At 42.1% G+C, this 19,713-nt stretch carries 13 protein-coding genes, 6 tRNA genes and 2 pseudogenes; 11 read left to right on the top strand and 10 right to left on the bottom strand.

Features of this window, described 5'->3' with window-relative positions:
• Positions 1–15 precede the first annotated feature (15 nt).
• From PTE_RS21450 to PTE_RS21425, 6 genes are all read right to left on the bottom strand, one after another.
• Positions 16–711, bottom strand: coding sequence for a methyltransferase domain-containing protein (locus tag PTE_RS21450; RefSeq protein WP_051477507.1), 696 nt, complete (start codon positions 709–711; stop codon positions 16–18).
• Positions 712–738: 27 nt separating this feature from the next.
• Entirely contained in the window at positions 739–2,445 is a 1,707-nt protein-coding gene (locus PTE_RS21445) for a class I adenylate-forming enzyme family protein (protein WP_051477506.1), read from the bottom strand.
• A complete protein-coding gene (locus PTE_RS21440) occupies positions 2,420–3,178 on the bottom strand; it encodes an iron-containing redox enzyme family protein (protein ID WP_051477505.1) in 759 nt (252 codons plus the stop codon). Before PTE_RS21440 ends, PTE_RS21445 begins: the two co-directional genes overlap by 26 nt.
• Before the next feature lie 55 nt (positions 3,179–3,233).
• The gene (locus PTE_RS21435; protein ID WP_036850522.1) at positions 3,234–4,022 is read right to left on the bottom strand and encodes a class I fructose-bisphosphate aldolase; all 789 of its coding nucleotides are present in this window, start codon (positions 4,020–4,022) and stop codon (positions 3,234–3,236) included.
• A 9-nt stretch (positions 4,023–4,031) separates the two neighbouring features.
• On the bottom strand, positions 4,032–5,339 hold the full coding sequence (locus tag PTE_RS21430) for a 3-dehydroquinate synthase II domain-containing protein (protein WP_081738293.1): 1,308 nt from the start codon (positions 5,337–5,339) through the stop codon (positions 4,032–4,034).
• A 426-nt stretch (positions 5,340–5,765) separates the two neighbouring features.
• Entirely contained in the window at positions 5,766–7,283 is a 1,518-nt protein-coding gene (locus PTE_RS21425; protein WP_036850519.1) for an MFS transporter, read from the bottom strand.
• A 165-nt stretch (positions 7,284–7,448) separates the two neighbouring features.
• On the opposite strand from PTE_RS21425, the gene PTE_RS21420 reads away from it, so the two are divergent.
• Positions 7,449–8,342 carry a LysR family transcriptional regulator gene (locus PTE_RS21420; RefSeq protein WP_036850517.1) on the top strand — a complete coding sequence of 298 codons (894 nt, stop codon included), beginning with the start codon at positions 7,449–7,451 and terminating at the stop codon, positions 8,340–8,342.
• Between the two features lie 91 nt (positions 8,343–8,433).
• On the opposite strand, the gene glnS is transcribed toward PTE_RS21420, so the two are convergent.
• From glnS to nagE, 3 genes and pseudogenes are all read right to left on the bottom strand, one after another.
• A complete protein-coding gene (gene glnS, locus PTE_RS21415; protein ID WP_036850515.1) occupies positions 8,434–10,101 on the bottom strand; it encodes a glutamine--tRNA ligase in 1,668 nt (555 codons plus the stop codon).
• A gap of 198 nt (positions 10,102–10,299) precedes the next feature.
• Positions 10,300–10,749 (bottom strand): annotated as a pseudogene (locus PTE_RS27395) (glucose PTS transporter subunit IIA); the annotation flags it as partial.
• Between the two features lie 56 nt (positions 10,750–10,805).
• Positions 10,806–12,324 (bottom strand): annotated as a pseudogene (gene nagE, locus PTE_RS21410) (N-acetylglucosamine-specific PTS transporter subunit IIBC); the annotation flags it as partial.
• A 348-nt stretch (positions 12,325–12,672) separates the two neighbouring features.
• Between nagE and nagB the strand changes: the two are divergent.
• From nagB to PTE_RS21365, 9 genes are all read left to right on the top strand, one after another.
• On the top strand, positions 12,673–13,485 hold the full coding sequence (gene nagB / locus PTE_RS21405) for a glucosamine-6-phosphate deaminase (RefSeq protein WP_036850511.1): 813 nt from the start codon (positions 12,673–12,675) through the stop codon (positions 13,483–13,485).
• A gap of 83 nt (positions 13,486–13,568) precedes the next feature.
• On the top strand, positions 13,569–14,729 hold the full coding sequence (gene nagA, locus PTE_RS21400; protein WP_036850509.1) for an N-acetylglucosamine-6-phosphate deacetylase: 1,161 nt from the start codon (positions 13,569–13,571) through the stop codon (positions 14,727–14,729).
• Positions 14,730–14,744: 15 nt separating this feature from the next.
• Entirely contained in the window at positions 14,745–15,968 is a 1,224-nt protein-coding gene (gene nagC, locus PTE_RS21395; protein WP_036850506.1) for a DNA-binding transcriptional regulator NagC, read from the top strand.
• A gap of 150 nt (positions 15,969–16,118) precedes the next feature.
• Positions 16,119–16,195 (top strand) — tRNA-Met (locus PTE_RS21390).
• A 5-nt stretch (positions 16,196–16,200) separates the two neighbouring features.
• Positions 16,201–16,285, top strand: a tRNA-Leu gene (locus tag PTE_RS21385).
• A 29-nt stretch (positions 16,286–16,314) separates the two neighbouring features.
• Positions 16,315–16,389 (top strand) — tRNA-Gln (locus PTE_RS21380).
• A gap of 43 nt (positions 16,390–16,432) precedes the next feature.
• Positions 16,433–16,507: transfer RNA gene (locus PTE_RS21375), tRNA-Gln, on the top strand.
• Between the two features lie 59 nt (positions 16,508–16,566).
• A tRNA-Met gene (locus PTE_RS21370) sits at positions 16,567–16,643 on the top strand.
• Positions 16,644–16,649: 6 nt separating this feature from the next.
• Positions 16,650–16,724 (top strand) — tRNA-Gln (locus tag PTE_RS21365).
• Between the two features lie 147 nt (positions 16,725–16,871).
• On the opposite strand, the gene ubiF is transcribed toward PTE_RS21365, so the two are convergent.
• Positions 16,872–18,062 carry a 3-demethoxyubiquinol 3-hydroxylase gene (ubiF, locus tag PTE_RS21360; RefSeq protein ID WP_036850503.1) on the bottom strand — a complete coding sequence of 397 codons (1,191 nt, stop codon included), beginning with the start codon at positions 18,060–18,062 and terminating at the stop codon, positions 16,872–16,874.
• Positions 18,063–18,251: 189 nt separating this feature from the next.
• Here ubiF and miaB point away from each other — a divergent pair, with 189 nt between their 5' ends.
• The gene (miaB, locus tag PTE_RS21355; protein WP_036850500.1) at positions 18,252–19,682 is read left to right on the top strand and encodes a tRNA (N6-isopentenyl adenosine(37)-C2)-methylthiotransferase MiaB; all 1,431 of its coding nucleotides are present in this window, start codon (positions 18,252–18,254) and stop codon (positions 19,680–19,682) included.
• Positions 19,683–19,713 lie beyond the last annotated feature (31 nt).

Here is a 19,713-nt window from a genome sequence, read left to right as displayed (position 1 = left end):
ATAAAAATAAATATTTTAGATTAAAGATACCAGTTGGAAAATTTTGTATATCTGTGAATTTTCGCCCTTTCCTCTTTCTTCATATAAAACAAGATAGTTATAATCATATTCCATAAGTAATTCACTAAACGCCGCCTCATTTCCCTGGCTGCTAAACCCAATGAGTAGCTTTCCCTGTGGATTAATATATTTTTTTGCCTCCATAAGGAAACGTTTATGTGTTATATACCCTGGATCATAAAATGCGTGATAAATTTTCTCCTGAAAAGAGTAATTTTCAGGAACAAATAGAAAGTTAGAATTCCAAAAAATGACATCAAAACTTTCTCCCTCTTCTAATGTGTCAAATAAATCGCCATGTCTTACAGAAACGAAATTATTTACATTATGACGCATTACATTAAACAAGGTATTTTCCACTGCTTCCCCACTAATGTCAGAAGCAACAACCGGATAACATCCCTCCAATGCCGCTGTGACAGCGGTCACTCCTGCACCACAACCTAATTCCAAAAAAGAGGTATTTTGAGTATAGGGAATATTCTTAGTGAATATACCAGTGGACTGAAAATGAGTGGGTGGGAACACATTTTTATGAATGTTAAATAACCGTCCCATACATTCAAACTCAGAGACATCGGAAGATTCAGCAAGGATCAATTTTTGTTTTATAGCTTCGACAACAGGACCTTCATGAGAAACTTTGCTCACAATACTTCACCTTCTTTATAATAAATTCTAATTAGCCGATATGTAGTTAACGATTTTTAAAATTCCATTGGGGAGTTGTTTATTTCTTTCATATTCCTCAAGAGTTTTAGGGAGAATATCCTTTAATCTACGCTTCAAAACTTTACCTGTTGCGCCGGTGGGGATTTGATCGAAGCTATTAACAACGATAATCGCATATTCTCTAATATAGTATTTCCTTCCAATTTTTTCCAACATTAGCTGAATAACTTGTTCTACAATAATATTTACATCCGAAGTTAATTTCTCATTTAATAAAATTAATATGACTAATTTCGTTTCTCTATTCTTGGCATGAGATAAATCCAATCCAATAATTATTGCATCATAGATACTTTCGATCGTCTGTATCGCTTCTTCAAGTTGAAGTGTATACAAAGAACCACCAGGGGTATGAATAACATCAACCACCCGATCAATTTGATAAAAAACACCGTCTTTGCAATATCCGACATCTCCGGTCAGAAAATATCCATTGCGCCAGGCATCAGAGGTCTTTTGACTCTGTTTCCAGTAGCCAGAAGTGATCGTTGGTGAACATACCGCGAGTAATCCAACACTCCCTGCCGGCATTTCATCACCAGAATCCATATCAAGTATTTTGGCTGTCACTATATCCACAGGACGCCCAATAGCACGGGGAGGCGCAATATGATCAAGTGTAGAGACACTTCGCAACAAAGCCATGCCAAGCTCCGAACTGCCAAACGCATCGATATAACGTGCATCAGGAGAACTCATCAGCAAACGGCGAATGTGACTATGATGCGCGGCATCCCCCATGCTAAACCATCGCCGTATTGATGGAAATTCACCATACGATACCCCGCGTTCCAGCAAAGAAACGTAACTTTTGGGAAAAGCAACAACCGTTGTAGGAGAAAAATCCCTTATCGCTTGCCGTACAGATTCACCATCCTGGCTACTGAGTACATAAGTTGGGATGCCATGCAATACAGCCGTTTCAAGGTGGCTAATCGCAGCGGAGTGTGACTGCGGCAAAACGGTCAGCAAACGCTCATCGGGTGATTCGACAAAACGCCCAAGTCTTGCGCGTTTTCCCATAAAGAATTGACGATGTTCAAATTTTACCGCTTTAGGTATTCCTGTCGTACCAGAGGTATGGCTCAACATTAGCAATGTTGTATCCATCGGAATAGACGGCCACCAAGAAGGTAAATCGTATTTAATCCCGGTATTAAAATTTGCAACATTCAGAATTGCACATATATTTCCTGAATTCCGTAAATTCTTGATCAGTGAATTATGACTAAAAGAAAACTCATCTGTTACCAGTTTATTAAAACCATTCTCTTTGATGTAAGGGATACCAATATCCGGTGGTATCGCCGGATTAATTAAAGCGATTGTCGCACCAATACTTGTAACCGCGAGGTAATGCAAAAATGGCCCCATTCCATCTTCTATACAAACAGCGACAACATCTCCGGTTTCAATTCCATTAGCCAAGTACCAACCCGCAAGATCACATCTAATACTTGCCAGGGTATTTAAACTAAATTGTTGAATATTGCGTTCATCGGCAATGGTTATGGGTTTATCTGTAAAAATAAAATCCACCGCCGGGGTATTACTTAGCGCTAAACAGCGGTCAAGAAAATTACCACTGCCTAACATGTCATCATTACGCAAAATGTCTATATCACGCTCAGATAATAGTGTCGTTATATTCATTAAGATTTACCCTGGTATTACTTTGATATAGCTCATTTAGCATTGCCATGCGAAAACGCACCATCTCTTCACCAACAGCAATAACATCTGCCCTTCGGTGAGGATTTTCTTCAATCATTCGATCAATAATTTTCCTCATCACTATTGCATGATCTTCGTCCTCCTCAACATGGATTTTGAAAAAATATAATGCGTCATCAGAAGCCTTTATTGATCGCAATGCATCTAAGATGGGACCATAAACCAAAGGTACAATTGCCTCAGCACCTAAACACAACGCCGCCAGCCCTCTTAGGGAATCATCACTCCGGCAGTGGCGAAACATCGCGTCAATCAGTTGCTGAGTACTTTTAAGAATTGCGTCACTTTTAGGAACAGCATTGATAGCCGCCATCGCCTTTTTATATAACTCTGCATGAGATATCTTTGCAGCATCAGTTCCTGTTAGCTCTTCCAGCAAATTATGAGAAAGTGACACAAAATCTTTTTGATCCGCTAAACCTCCCATTAATGAACACAAATATCGGGTAAAATATTGTGAATAATAATGGTGCTGAATCATAAACTTTCTTAGTAAGCTTTGGTTGGCCTGCCCAGAACGACAAGCCACCAGAAATATATTCGAATTAAGTTCTTCCAATAACTCTTTAGAAAAAATATCTTCCCACAACGGTGATAAGAAATAACCGGTTTCTTGTTTAGGCTCGTTTTGAGTGTTGATAGCGAGTTCCATAATAAACCCTTTTAGTAACATTCAACTGATGAGATCTATGATATACAGGCTCTTATCAAGCCAAAGATATTAGCTCTGCGTTTATGCACTCATATAAATTTTTCAGCAGAGATTGCGGATTTAGATTTTGAAAAACATTTCTGCCAACACATAATCCGCTAGCCCCAGCTGAAATAGCAACTTTTGTATTATCGATCAATATGTTGTCAGCAGTTTTTTCTCCTCCAGCAAAGAAAATTTTAATATCAGAACCATGAAGGGATACAATTTCTATAATGGATGTTTCCGAGTCAGGAAATCCTATTTTTATTGCATCAGATCCAAGCTCAGTGACAATTCTGATTAAATGGTGAAGTCTTTCCATTTTTATTTCAGGTGATTCGAAAATAACTTTATCATATAACATTGTCAGTACCGGAAGCCCGGCTTCATGTGCTATATCAGTCACCATTCCTAATATCGATAAATTATGCTCAAAATTTTTTCCCGTAAAATTTATCTGTATAGAAACAGCGTCCGCGCCAAGCTGAAGAGCAGCCTCTATACTCGCCACCAATATTTTGGTGTCCGGCGATGCTGATATAATCGGCATACCATTAATATGGAGAATAACACCAATTGATGGGCGCAAAGCGCCACGTAAAATTAACTTCTCTAATACCCCTTTATGTGCCAAAATAGCGCTAACATAGTTATTATTAATCCACGGCTCAACTGCATATATATTCTGTAAACCAGGGATCGGCCCCATCGTTAATCCATGATCAATTGGCACGATCAAGCCTTTATTTGAATTGGGAAATAACAATCTACTTTCTCTTAATTTTCTTCCAATATACCCCATGATCGTCACCTATTTCTCGATGATTGATTCGTTAATTTTTATACCAACATGACGACCAGGCTCTGTGATATATCCGAGTACCTTATCTCCAAGTTTAAGTTCAGAGATATTCAAAGGTTTCGCCTCACTAGAGAAAATGCGCACATGCCAATCATCTTGCATCAAAACATTGACTCGTTTGTTCCCCGCAAACTCTGCTTCAATTAACCGAAGCGGTCTCTGCTCGATTTTTACACGACCAACAGTAATATGTCGTACTTCTCCCTTCGAATTAACCGCCATTACCGATGAGCCAGCTTTTAATTCACTCATATAATCTGTCCGGTTACCGAAGTTATATACATAGGAATGTATCGCTCCAGCGTTAATACGAAATGGCCTCAATTCCATATACGGCAGAAAAAATACTTCTGGACAGCACAATAGAGCGCCTTGTGAGGTACTGCCTACCAGCATGCCTTCATCCTCACTGAATAATGTGGATGCATCAATGCAAGCTCGATACCCCATACCTACAGGACGGCTTTCTGTAATTATTCCTACTTGTAGTTGCAGTGATTCTTTTCTGTTATATGATAAACGATCGATAAAGTCGCTCATGACATCATGTGTATTGGGTGAAAATATAACGCCTTCAGCGCCATATTCCATAACACCATAAGATACAATTGCATCATCGACATCGTTGGGATCTCTGATTTCTTTTAACAAAATAGTCCCGGTAGATTGTAATGATGCAATGACCAATTCGAGGGGAATATTGGTTGGGTCACGAAAAAGAATCCAGAGAAAGTTGAATTCTATGCCTTCATTGATTGTCTTAAGTAAACTTTCTTGATCATCAACATAGCTTTCATAGCAAGTAGCAATAGACTCTTCTTTAAGTTTTCTCAAAGTGAGAATATCATTAGAACAGATACATTTATTTGAATTTGTCTCTAAAGATTTGAATAGAGTGAAATGTTCGCTTTCCCGGAATTTAATCAGCTCTTCAGATGTTTTAACCCTCAAAATTATTTGCATTCTTTTGGGTATTGCATCAATGAAAGTTGAGAAATTATTTGGATATAAAATTATACCACTATAAAAAGAATTTATTACCCTGATGAAAATGCTGTCATCTGGCCTTTGTTCTGACAGCTTTTCTGTATCAAACCAAATCACCGGACCATTTAAAGCTTCACGTTTAGAACTTTTATTTTTACTTGGATTGTTTAATCTTACATATGTTCTCTTGGCAACTATTTCGGCTGTTTCAAAATTGTCGGATGGGATAGTAACTGCTTCCTTTTGCACGCTAATTATATTTTTGTTCATATTCATAATCCCCTAAAAAATAAAGAATAGTTTTTCAATTGGTAATTTTTATTAATTAATATCAAGTTATTATTATCATATCCTCTTTTTTTCCGCATCTATAAAATATCCAGCCTGTAATTTTTTATTTCATAGCTTCAAGAATCAGTATAGTGATATTTCACAGAATACATTGTTTATTATTTTTCTAAAATGAATAAATGTGTAAAAAAACCACATCCTGCTCATAAATACAATAGATAATGGTAACATTTCTCCTGATAATGAAATAAAATTCCACTAATTAACAGATAATCAATAGTTATGTAATTAATGTCAGCTCTTCGAGTTTCATTACCAATCCATTTTCCTGCTACTGAAGAACTGTGATCTATATTATTAATATAACTAGTGAATAGAAAAGCCATTACTTTGAATCTATTATTTTTATTTACTTTCGCTGTGGGATTTTACTTTCCCCAACAAAATAAACACTAAGATTGCGGTAATGGCTGCCGCGACTGCAAGCGCAATAAGTTGATATCGAAATGCTTCTTCATATACTTTATAAAGCAATGATTTATCTAATGAAGGGTGAATCGCAACAGCGTTATGTAAATCGCTCATTGCAAGCCGCGTAGATATTTCAGATAGAATATCGGTTGGAACACTACCCTGTGTATTTAAACCCGAAGCTATATGAGCAGAAAGAACCGCGCCTACCACCGCCAATGCAATACCGTCTCCCGCCAGGCGGACAGCATTGAAAATACCTGTCGCCATTCCTGCCCGCTCTTTAGGTACCACGCTCACAGCCAAACCATCCATCAACCCCCAAGGCAGACCAATCCCGATCCCAATAACTAACATTGGCCATAATCTTTCGGCTGTTGTATCACCAGAAATTCCATAACCTAACCAAAATAATCCAATAGCCGCGATGATAAGCCCCAGTCCTGAAAGTACACCGACATTAATCCAGCGAGCCAATTGACCAGCAATAAAGGGGACTATTAGCAAAGGTGCGGATAATGCAATCATCATCTGACCAGCTTCTAATGCGCTGTACCCTTCTACGCCAATAAAACGGGCCGGCAGTATGACAAGCAATACAACATAAGCATACGCCGGCGCAATTGCGAGAAGCTGTACCCCAACGAAGCGGGCGTTTGCGAATAAAGAAAGGTCTAACATGGGTTTTGAACGTTGCCGCTCAATAACAATAAATACGATGAAAACAATAACGGCACATATTAGTGTCGTCAGCACTATACTGTTTCCCCATCCTTTTTCAGGCGCCAGAATGATCCCATAAGTGAAAACAGCTAAAGACAAAGTAAATGTTATCGCTCCGGGCCAATCTAGCCCCTCAGCGTCGGGATCACGAGTTTCCCGGGCATAAATACTGACCAGTATACTTGCTGCCAATGCAACCAGAGAGGGCAGCCAAAAAACCCACGGCCACCCTAATGTGTCAATAAGCAGCCCCGCCAGAAAAGGTCCAAAAGCAGCGCCAGCCCCGAATGTTGTACCAATCAGGCTAAAAATACGTGTACGTTGATGACCTTCAAATTCCTGAGTCAATGCTGCCATTGAACCCGCAAAGGCAGCAGCAGCCCCTAATCCTTGTATAAGCCGTAAAATATCAACCCAAAAAACGGACGGCATATAAGGTATTGCCGCAGTAACAACAGCAAAGAGCAATAAACCTAATAACCAGAGTTTCTTACGTCCGTGAATATCGGCCAGGCTACCCGCCGCCATTGTTGCACTACCGTAGGTAAGAATGTAGGCGTTAATCACCCAACTGAGTTCTATAGCACTGCCCCCAAGCGCTTGATTGATCGATGGCACAACAACGGCGGGTCCCGCGATACTCAAAGGAATAACAGCGGCTGTAAGGCAAGCAGTCAAGACGAGTGGAATTTTATTTACACTCGCTCCCGTATTTATTTTAGTTTTCATGATCCAGCCTTGAGTAATGTGTGACTTGCCGCGATATGGCAGACAGAGCAAGATGTATTTTATTTCATACTACAGAGTCGCTAATAGTAGATAAATAGACCTACAATCACTTCTGAAGTGGCTTTTCTGTCACCAATCGTGATCTAAAAAAACCAGGAGGCCTAGATGAACAATTTGAGTGGATTCATGATCTTCATTCATGTCGCCGAAGCTCGTAGCTTTGCAGACGCAGCCCGGCAACTCGGACTATCTCCTTCGTCCGTCAGCAAAAGCATATCCCGATTAGAAGAGAAATTAGGTGTACGTCTGCTCCAGCGTAGCACCCGTAGCGTCAGTTTAACTGCTGAAGGCTCACTATTCCTTGAACGCTGCAAACGTATCCTTGATGAAATCTCCACGGCGGAAAATGAATTGTTGAGTTCCATCTCTGCCCCTCAAGGTCGCCTTCGGGTGAGCTTACCATTAATCAGTAATCTGATGCTGCCCGTATTATCCGCTTTTGCGACTCGTTATCCACAGATAGAACTGGAGCTGGACTTTAGTGATCGATTAGTTGATGTCATTAATGAAGGTTTCGACGCGGTGGTTCGTACAGGAGAGCTTAATGATTCACGATTGATGAACAAACGTATAGGATCCAGCCGTTTCGTTTATGTTGGCGCTCCCAACTATTTTGCCCAACACGGTAAACCATCACAACCCGAAGAGTTATTACATCACGCCTGCCTGATGCACCGTTTTCCAACTACAGGTCTTTTAGAGAAGTGGCCGCTGCGCGCGGGAAAATCCTCAGTAGATATACATCTTCAGGCAAAGATGACCAGCAATCATGTCGAAACGCTGCTTCACATGGCGATCCAAGGTCACGGTATCGCCTGTTTACCTGATTTTACCGTTAAGCAAGCATTGGCTAGCGGTACATTATTAACAGTTTTAGACAAATGGGCGGGTACTTCGAGTACTTTCCGTATCCTATGGCCCTCTAACCGCTGGGTACTACCCAAAGTCAGAGCTTTTGTCGATTTCATGGCAGATAATTTATTTCCACAAGAGAAATAGCAATATAGAGAAATAACAATATTTAGCAAAAAAACTGCACCTCAACTGTTGGCCTCATATCCAACTCGTTGGGTACAGTTCATTATCTCAATTAATCCTGAGAAATTTTTGTCCAGGTATCACGCAGACCAACAGTACGGTTAAATACCAGACTTTCTGCACTGGAATAACAACTATCAGCACAGAAATAACCTTCACGCTCAAACTGATACGTTTTTTCTGACTTGGCATTCGCTAAACTTGGCTCAACAAAGCCCTGATGGACCACCAGTGATTCTGGGTTAATTGTCGCCAGAAAATCATCCTCTGCACCGGGATTTGGTACGCTGAATAGACGATCATACAGACGGAATTCAGCAGGAACAGCATGGGACGCACTGATCCAATGAATAACACCTTTCACTTTACGTCCATCTGCCGGATCTTTATTCAGCGTCTGCTCATCATAGCGGCAATAGATTGTCGTGATATTGCCGTCAGCATCTTTTTCAACACGCTCTGCTTTGATGATATAAGCGTTACGCAAACGAACTTCTTTACCCAAAACTAAGCGTTTATATTGACGGTTAGCTTCTTCACGGAAATCTGCCCGGTCAATATAGATCTCACGGTTGAATGGCACTTCACGGCTGCCCATCTCCGGTTTATTCGGATGATTAGGCATACTCAGCATCTGCTCCCCTTCCGGCCTGTTTTCGATCACCAGCCTGACCGGATCGAGAACAGCCATTGCGCGAGGGGCATTTTCGTTCAGATCATCACGGATACAGGACTCCAATGCGGCCATTTCCACATTATTGTCCTGCTTAGTCACACCAATACGACGGCAGAATTCACGAATGGAAGCGGCAGTATAACCACGACGACGCAAACCTGAGATAGTCGGCATCCGTGGATCATCCCAACCTGCAACAATCTTGTCGGTCACCAATAGGTTCAGCTTACGCTTGGACATCACCGTGTATTCAAGATTCAGACGCGAGAATTCATACTGACGCGGATGACAATCAATGGTGATATTATCCAGCACCCAGTCGTACAAACGACGATTATCCTGGAATTCCAATGTACACAGCGAATGTGTAATACCTTCTAGCGCATCAGAAATACAGTGAGTAAAATCGTACATCGGGTAGATGCACCATTTGTTACCAGACTGATGATGTTCTGCAAATTTAATACGGTACAAAACCGGATCGCGCATCACAATAAAAGGTGATGCCATATCGATCTTGGCTCGCAGGCAAGCTTTACCTTCGCCAAATTCACCGGCACGCATTTTTTCAAACAGTGCCAGGTTTTCACCAATACTACGGTCACGATACGGGCTGTTTTTACCCGGCTCTTTCAATGTGCCGCGATATTCACGGATCTCTTCCGGGCTCAATTCATCAACATAAGCCAGGCCTTTATTGATCAATTCAATAGCATACTGATACAACGTATCAAAATAATTGGAAGAGTAGCGAATATCACCACTCCACTCAAAACCTAACCACTGAACGTCATTTTTAATAGAATCAACGTACTCAACATCTTCCTTAACCGGATTAGTATCGTCAAAACGCAGATTGCACTGGCCCTGATAATCCTCTGCAATCCCAAAGTTCAAACAGATAGATTTTGCATGACCAATATGCAGATAACCATTGGGTTCAGGTGGGAAGCGGGTATGTACGGATGTATGTTTACCAACTGCCAAATCTTCATCAATTATTTGACGAATAAAGTTTGTCGGGCGGGCATCTGCCTCACTCATTGTTTTATACCTCAATAATGCCAAAAGCGCGTCACATAACCGCCTATAATCCAACAAGCAGTGCCGAGAAACAACCGTTTGTTACTGCCAAATGGCGATTCAGAGCAAAGTTAAAGCGAAAAACGGGAAAAGTGGCACTCTTCCCGTTTTTCATTTTATTGAAAACTTTTTATCAACTTTTACGGACTTGTCTGTTGTTTATCTCAGCACATCAAATAATTTTGTCTGTCCTGCTTTTACCTGACCTTTTGCCAAGATATTGATACCGATATAATCATCAATATTGCTGACGATAACCGGACTAATCATAGATTTAGCATTAGCATTCAGATAATCAAGATCCAGATTCAATACAGGTTCTCCAACTTTCACCGTGGTGCCTTCATTCACCAACCGTTTAAAACCTTTACCGTTAAGAGAAACCGTATCAATGCCCAAATGTACAATCAGTTCCAAACCTTCATCAGTTTCAATACAGAAAGCATGATTGGTGTCGAAAATTTTCACGATCGTACCGGACACTGGCGCAAGCACAGTATTTGATGTTGGTTTGATAGCAATACCATCACCAACAACTTTACTGGAAAAGGCTTCATCAGGTACGTCTGTCAAATCGATTAACTCACCACTGACCGGAGCAATCAGCGTCAACAGGATTTTACGTTCGCCTTCAGGCTTCGCTTTCTGCGCTGTCTGATGTTGATAGTTTGCTGTCGCAGCAGCAACCGGACCTTTTGCCAGAACATCACGCATAGCACTGGCAATCAGTTCTGCACGAGTACCAACAATAATCTGCACACTCTGTTTATTCAGGCGGATAATACCGGAAGCACCCAGGCGTTTAACCAGATTGTCATTGACCTGATCGACATTTTTTACAGACAGACGCAGACGAGTAATACAAGCATCAATGCTTGTCAAGTTATCTGAGCCACCCACTGCGGCAAGATATTGATGAGCTTCATTGTGGATGTTATTAGCTGTTGCTTTACCATTTTTGTCCACATCAACATCATAGCCATCAATTTCACCATCAGTTGCCAACTCACGTCCCGGAGTCATCAGATTGAATTTTTTGATAGTAAAACTAAATACGAAATAATACAGGCAGAAAAATACCAGACCTTGTGGGATTAACATGTACCAATGTGTCGCTAATGGGTTACGGGAAGAAAGTACCATATCCACTAAGCCAGCACTGAAACCAAAACCCGCAATCCACTGCATTGTCGCTGCGATAAACACTGAAATACCGGTCAAGATCGCGTGCAGCACATAAAGCACTGGCGCAACAAACATGAAGGAGAACTCTAGAGGCTCAGTAATACCAGTGAAAAATGCAGCGAATGAACCCGCAATCATAATACCGGCAATTTTGGCCTTATTTTCGGGACGTGCGCAGCGATACATCGCTAATGCCGCACCTGGTAGACCAAACATCATAATAGGGAAGAAACCTGCCTGATAACGGCCGGTAATACCAACAATTGCGCTACCATCTACAATGGATTTCTGACCACCGAGGAAATTAGGAATATCGTTGATACCAGCAACATCAAACCAGAATACAGAGTTCAGGGCATGATGCAGGCCAACAGGAATCAGTAGGCGGTTAAAAAAGGCATAGATACCGGCACCTGTAGCACCGAGATCTTTAATACTTTCACCAAAAGTGACCAGTGCATTATAAACCACCGGCCATACATACATCAGAATGAAAGCAACCAGAATCATCAGGAAAGAGATCAGGATGGGGACCAAACGACGACCGCTGAAAAATGACAACGCTTTCGGCAGTTCAACACCACTAAAGCGGTTATACAGTTCAGCAGACACAACACCAACTAAAATACCCACAAATTGGTTATCAATTTTACTAAAGGCTTTTGGTACATCGTCAACCGGAATACCCTGGATCATAGATACCGCTGCCGGAGAACACAGTGTCGTTACGACTAAAAAACCGACAAAACCTGTCAGTGCCGCCGCACCATCCTTATCTTTAGACATGCCATAAGCCACACCAATAGCAAACAACATTGGCATGTTCTTAATAATGGCTTCACCAGATTTAATCAACAAAGCTGCCAGTGCATTATCAGCTCCCCAGCCTACCGGGTCGATCCAGTAACCTATCCCCATTAGTATTGCAGCAGCAGGCAGTGTGGCTACCGGTACCATTAATGCTCGTCCCACTCTTTGCAAATAACTCAGAATATTCACCTTGCTCCCCCTTAATATCCTCAATTACCGGAGTCTCTTACTACTTATGACTACATTATGAAAATAAGCAATAAGAACATTTATTCTACAATTTTCAGTGTAGGAAATTTATTTTTCGTCGCAAATTAATTCATCGATATATGTGATTAATATCACCATGATCACCAATTATTTGGTCAAAATGCTAGCTAACACACAAATCTTATTTTATCATTAAAAATATCATACCGCGCAGAGTGTTTCTGCCAATGAAAATGTTTTAGTATTCAGGCTATAGACGATTAATTAAGAGAATAATGTATAACTCTAATATTTAATCATGATAATTTCTTGTTTTAAGAGGTAATTATGAGACTGATCCCCCTAACAAATGCAAGTGATGTCGGTAAATGGTCTGCACACTATATCGTTAGTAAAATCAATGCATTTAATCCAACCACTGAGCGCCCTTTTGTTTTGGGGATGCCAACTGGCAGCACTCCACTGGCAACTTACAAGGAATTGATTGCTCTGTACAAAGCAGGGAAAATCAGTTTTAAACATGTCGTTACATTCAATATGGATGAATATGTCGGTATCCCCGAAAATCATCCACAAAGTTACCATAGTTTTATGCACCACAACTTCTTTGATCATATTGATATACAAAGGGAAAATATCAATCTACTCAATGGTAATACTGCTGATATTGATGCAGAATGCCAACGTTATGAAGACAAAATTAAGTCTTATGGTCAGATTCATCTGTTTATGGGTGGAGTGGGTAATGACGGCCATATTGCGTTCAATGAACCAGCATCATCCCTGACTTCCCGTACCCGCATCAAGACGCTGACTGTAGAAACCCGTACTGCCAACTCCCGCTTCTTCGATAATGATATTAATCAGGTGCCCAAATACGCCTTGACTGTAGGTGTAGGCACTTTGATGGATGCAGAAGAAGTTATGATCCTGGCTACCGGTCTGAATAAAGCCCAGGCCATCCAGGCCGCTATTGAAGGTAATATCAACCATATGTGGACAGTAAGCTGCCTGCAAATGCACCCAAAATCCATCATTGTCTGTGACGAACCAGCAACAATGGAATTGAAAGTAAAAACAGTTAAGTACTTCCATCAACTGGAAGCAGACATTATCGACATATTTGCCAGCAAAAAATAAGAATCCAGACAGTCTGAGCTTATCTCAGACTGATTATCGTCATTATTCTCAATCATCATCTCCAGACCCCATAGGAGGCTAAGATGTATGCTTTAACCAACTGCATTATATATACTGGTCATAACAGACTGGATAATCATGCTGTTATCATTGCTGGCGGCTTAATTAAACGAGTTTGCCCAACACAAGAGTTACCCGAACAGATTGAAAAACGTGATCTGAATGGTGCAATTCTTTCCCCCGGCTTTATCGACCTGCAAGTTAACGGTTGTGGTGGTGTTCAATTTAATGAACGGCTGGAAGATATTTCAGAAAAAACGCTGGATATTATGCAAAAAGCCAATGAACGCTCAGGCTGTACCAGCTATTTACCGACCCTGATCACCAGTACAGATGAATTGATGATAGCCTCTGTTGAGGTGATGCGTACTTATCTGAAGCATAATAAATTTCAAGCTTTGGGCCTGCATCTGGAAGGGCCTTACCTCAATCCGGTAAAGAAAGGCACTCATAATCCAGAATGTATCCGCAAGCCTACACCTGAAATGATAAATTTCCTGTGCGATAACGCTGATGTCATCATCAAGCTGACTCTCGCGCCGGAAATGGTGGAACAGAAATACATTCACCAGTTGATTGAATCAGGGATTGTGGTTTCTGCCGGTCACTCCAATGCCAGTTATGAAGAAGCCCGGCAGGGATTTCAGAATGGCATAACCCTCTCAACCCATCTCTATAATGCGATGCCATACATTTCTGGTCGCCAGCCTGGTTTGATTGGCGCTATCTTTGATACACCAGAAGTTTACGCGGGTATTATTTCCGATGGTTTTCATGTTTCATGGCCAAACATTCGTCATGCGAAACGTCTGAAAAAAGATAAGTTGATTCTGGTAACAGATGCCATACTTCCCGCCGGGATGGATACTTCTATCAATAAAATGGAGCATTTCACCTTTGCCGGTAAAACCATATACTATCGAGATGGATTGTGTGTCGATGAAAACGGCACTTTAAGCGGCTCTTCTATCACTATGATAGACGCCGTTAAAAATAGCGTTGAACACGTTGGTATTGCTCTGGATGAAACACTGAGGATGGCAGCACTCTACCCAGCCCGCGCGATTGGTGTTGATCAATATCTCGGCACTATTGAAGCCGGTAAAATTGCTAACCTCACCGTTCTCAGTCACGACTTTAAAATCTGCAAGACCATTGTTAACGGAAAAGAAACTGACCTTTGAGGAACAAAATAACCGATGAGTTATAGCAGCACACAAAAGCAAATTGGTAATATTGACCTTGTAAAGCAACTTAACGGCGCTGTGGTATACCGGTTAATTGATCAACAAGGGCCAATATCCCGGATTCAAATTGCAGAGCAAAGTCAACTTGCACCCGCCAGCGTGACTAAAATTACTCGTCAGTTACTTGAACGCGGCCTGATTAAAGAAGTCGATCAACAAGCCTCTACCGGAGGTCGCCGCGCAATTTCAATCGTTACAGAAAATCGTCATTTCCATACTATCGGTGTCCGCCTTGGCCGCCATGATGCCACTCTCGCTCTTTATGACATGAGTGGCAAGGCATTGGTTGAAGAGCATTATCCACTGCCTGAATCCACCCAGCAAAAAGTCGAAAACTTGCTTATCAGCGCAATAGAAAACTTTATTCAACAAAATCAGCGTAGGATCCGTGAATTAATCGCCATTTCAGTTATCCTGCCCGGATTGGTTGATCCAAATACCGGCATTGTCCGTTATATGCCTCATATTAAAGTGACTAACTGGACTCTGGTCGATAACCTGAAAAAACATTTCAATATGACCTGTTTCGTTGGTCATGATATCCGTAGTTTAGCGCTGGCTGAACGCTATTTTGGCGCCACCCGTGATTGTGAAGACTCGATATTGGTACGTATCCATCGAGGTGCCGGTGCTGGGGTGATTATAAACAGCCAGATATTCCTCAATAATAGAGGGAACTTAGGTGAAATTGGCCATATTCAAATTGATCCCCTCGGTGAACGTTGTCATTGCGGCAATTTTGGTTGTCTGGAAACTATTGCCTCTAATTCAGCAATTGAAGCGCGGGTTCAGCATCAATTAAAACAAGGTTTTCCAAGTCAACTAACATTGAATAACTGCAATATCAGAGCCATCTGTCAGGCCGCAAATCAGCATGATCCATTAGCATCTGAGGTTATAAAAAATGTCGGCCATTATCTTGGTAGGGCCATCTCTATCGCCATCAATTTATTTAACCCACAGAAAGTTGTTCTGGCGGGGGAAATTACTGAAGCTCAACAAGTGCTCTTACCCGCTATTCAAAGTTGTATCAATACTCAGGTTTTAAAAGAATTTCGTGAAGACCTGCCAATCGTTGTGTCTGAATTAGTTCACTGTTCCGCTATTGGCGCCTTCGCTCTGACTAAACGTGCTATGCTTAATGGGGTATTGTTACAACACTTACTCGAAGGGTAATATTCATTTTTGTTGGTTTTGTCATCAAAATGCTTATAAGCCAAACAAACAAGCGACCTTAAGCAAATTTCAATAAAAAAGCAGTTGACGCATTTAGCTGATATACGCATAATGCGCCCCGCAACGCCGATGAAGGTAATGCAAAAAGATGGCTACGTAGCTCAGCTGGTTAGAGCACAGCACTCATAATGCTGGGGTCACAGGTTCGATTCCCGTCGTAGCTACCATCTTTGCGGGAGTGGCGAAATTGGTAGACGCACCAGATTTAGGTTCTGGCGCCGCAAGGTGTGCGAGTTCAAGTCTCGCCTCCCGCACCATTTCTTTCATCAAGTTGTCATCATGTAGATGGGGTATCGCCAAGCGGTAAGGCACCAGGTTTTGATCCTGGCATACCCAGGTTCGAATCCTGGTACCCCAGCCACCATTTTGATGACGCAACACGTTGAGCAGTGACTACTTTCAGTTGGGGTATCGCCAAGCGGTAAGGCACCAGGTTTTGATCCTGGCATACCCAGGTTCGAATCCTGGTACCCCAGCCATTAGCTGAATGTCCTCCACTGTTATTTTGCGATAAAATCTCTTGCGTCGTAAATAAAATGGCTACGTAGCTCAGCTGGTTAGAGCACAGCACTCATAATGCTGGGGTCACAGGTTCGATTCCCGTCGTAGCCACCATTTTCTTGGGGTATCGCCAAGCGGTAAGGCACCGGATTCTGATTCCGGCATTCCCAGGTTCAAATCCTGGTACCCCAGCCAAATTCTGAAAACCTGCTTTCGAGCAGGTTTTTGCTTTCCAAGTCCCCTACACTCCCCTTGCTTATACATGGAAATATATAAAAAAAGAGTAAAATGTCTACACCATAAATAGATTTACGACGTGTTTATGATCTGCTGATCTATAAGTTACAATCCCAACGCATACTTAAGCGCCGCTTTTTTCATTACTCCAGCTCGTTGGGCTGCCATCAATGCCAGATTACGTGCAACTTTCAGCCCCGGTAACTCATTACTGAACACGGTGTAAAACAGATCCATTCCAACCTGCATCATCAAGTTATCCGGCATTCTGTAACGCTGATAACGCATAAGCACTTCCAGTGAATCCCATTTTTCTATTAATTCTCTGGCCTTCACCAAAACATTAAGCAACGTATCCACATCCCGATAACCAAGATTTACCCCCTGCCCTGCCAGCGGATTAATGGTATGAGCCGCATCACCCAACAAGACTAATCCTTCACGCACATAACTGTTAGCGTGATGACGAGCCAAAGGAAATGAGCCGGCGGCAACAGGAGTCACTTGACCTAACCGCACAGGAAAGGCCTGAAAAATCTCCTGCTCAAGTTGAGCCATTGGCATTGCCTGTAACTGCCGTATACGTGCCGGTTTGTCATACCACACCAACGAAGCCCATTGATCAAATAGCGGAAGGAATGCTCTTGGGCCAGAAGGAAAAAACTGCTGCCAGGTAATATCCTGCTGTGGCTGCTCTGTTTTTACTGTAATCAACATACAAGACTGTCTGTACTGCCAGCCATGGCTGCCAATCCCAGCCATTTGCCGAACCTGAGAACGAGCACCATCAGCCCCAACAATCAGACGGGTATTAATTTCAATGCCATTATCCAGAGTGACCAACCAGCCCGCTTTCTGCCGCTGCATTGATTGCAGTTCCGCCGGACACAGCAAAGTCAAATTGGGATATTTTTCAAACTGCCGCCACAGCGCCAGCTGCAAAATACGGTTTTCAACCATATAGCCCAGTTCAGGCAGACCCAGACTGTGTGCATCAAACACCAAATTGGAATCATTCTGCTCCCAGGTCTCCAATTTACGATACGGCGCACTGCGCATCTGTAATACCGCATCCCATGCACCAAGTTGTTTGAGCAAATCTACAGAAGCACAACTGATTGCCGATACGCGCACATCTGGGCAACTCTGTGCATCATAAGATTGTGGTGGCTGATGATCCAACAAAGCAACTGTCCAGCCTTCCTGCGCCAGCCCCAATGCTATTGCAGCACCAATCATGCCAGCGCCGACTACCACTACATCAAAAATCTGTTGTGAATTATTCATATCAGTCATGCTATTAACTCATTGATTGGCACAGTGTACCGGATTTTTAATCCTTCGGTAGAGAATATCCTGTTTAACAGTCTGGTCACTGCTCCCTCAAATGACTACAATATCCGGCAACTTTATGCCTAATACACAACTGCTTTTGCAGTGCAATAATCTCTTTAAGCACTGTAGAAAGCCCGGATGCACAAGAAAATGTCGACGATAAAAAAACTGTATATTAAAACCTGGGGCTGTCAGATGAATGAATATGACTCATCTAAAATGGCCGACCTGCTCGAAAGTACTCACGGTTATCAGTTAACCGATGTCGCCGAAGAAGCAGACATTTTACTATTGAATACCTGTTCAATCCGTGAAAAAGCACAAGAAAAAGTTTTCCATCAATTAGGCCGCTGGAAAAATTTGAAAGACACCAACCCAGATATCATTATTGGCGTCGGTGGCTGCGTAGCTTCTCAGGAAGGCGATTTCATCCGTCAGCGCGCCCAGTGTGTAGATATTATTTTTGGGCCACAGACACTGCACCGTTTACCTGAAATGATCAACCAGGTGAAAGGCACCCGCAGTCCGGTTGTTGATATCAGCTTCCCGGAAATTGAGAAATTTGACCGTCTGCCTGAACCACGTGCTGAAGGTCCATCTGCATTCGTTTCTATTATGGAGGGTTGCAACAAATACTGTACTTTCTGTGTCGTACCTTATACCCGTGGTGAAGAAGTCAGCCGCCCGAGTGATGATGTTTTGTTTGAAATCGCTCAGCTTGCCGCACAGGGTGTACGTGAAGTTAATCTTCTAGGGCAGAACGTGAATGCTTATCGTGGTGCAACTTATGATGGCGATATCTGCTCTTTCGCTGAGTTAATCCGTTTGGTCGCTGCTATAGATGGTATTGATCGTATTCGTTTTACCACCAGCCACCCAATTGAATTTACAGACGATATTATTGCTGTTTATGAAGATACACCAGAATTGGTTAGCTTCCTGCATTTACCGGTACAAAGTGGTTCTGATCGTATTCTGACACTGATGAAACGTGCACACACGGCCCTTGAATATAAAAGTATTATCCGCAAACTGCGTAAAGCACGGGCAGAGATCCTAATAAGCTCTGACTTTATCATCGGCTTCCCCGGTGAAACCCAAGATGACTTTGAGAAAACAATGAAACTGATCGCTGATGTCAATTTCGATATGAGCTACAGCTTCATCTATTCTGCCCGTCCGGGAACGCCAGCAGCGGATCTGCCTGATGATGTCAGCGAAGAAGAGAAAAAACAGCGTCTTTATCTACTGCAACAACGCATCAATCAACAAGCTATGGGCTACAGCCGTGCTATGTTGGGTAGTGTACAACGTATTCTGGTTGAAGGAACTTCCCGTAAAAATGTGATGGAACTTTCCGGCCGTACTGAAAACAATCGAGTCGTCAACTTTGAAGGCCAACCTGATATGATTGGTAAATTCGTTGATGTTGAAATTGTTGATGTCTACGCCAACTCACTGCGCGGTAAAGTCATCCGTACAGAAGATCAGATGGATCTTCGTATACACGAATCACCTGAGTCCGTTATAGCCCGTACCCGCAAAGAAGATGAAATCGGGGTCGGCAGTTATCAGCCTTAAATATAGAGATAATCAGTGATTCAACAAACTC

Source organism: Photorhabdus khanii NC19 (genome assembly GCF_000517265.1).
GTDB lineage: Bacteria > Pseudomonadota > Gammaproteobacteria > Enterobacterales > Enterobacteriaceae > Photorhabdus > Photorhabdus khanii.
This window is presented reverse-complemented; position numbering and strand designations above follow the sequence as displayed.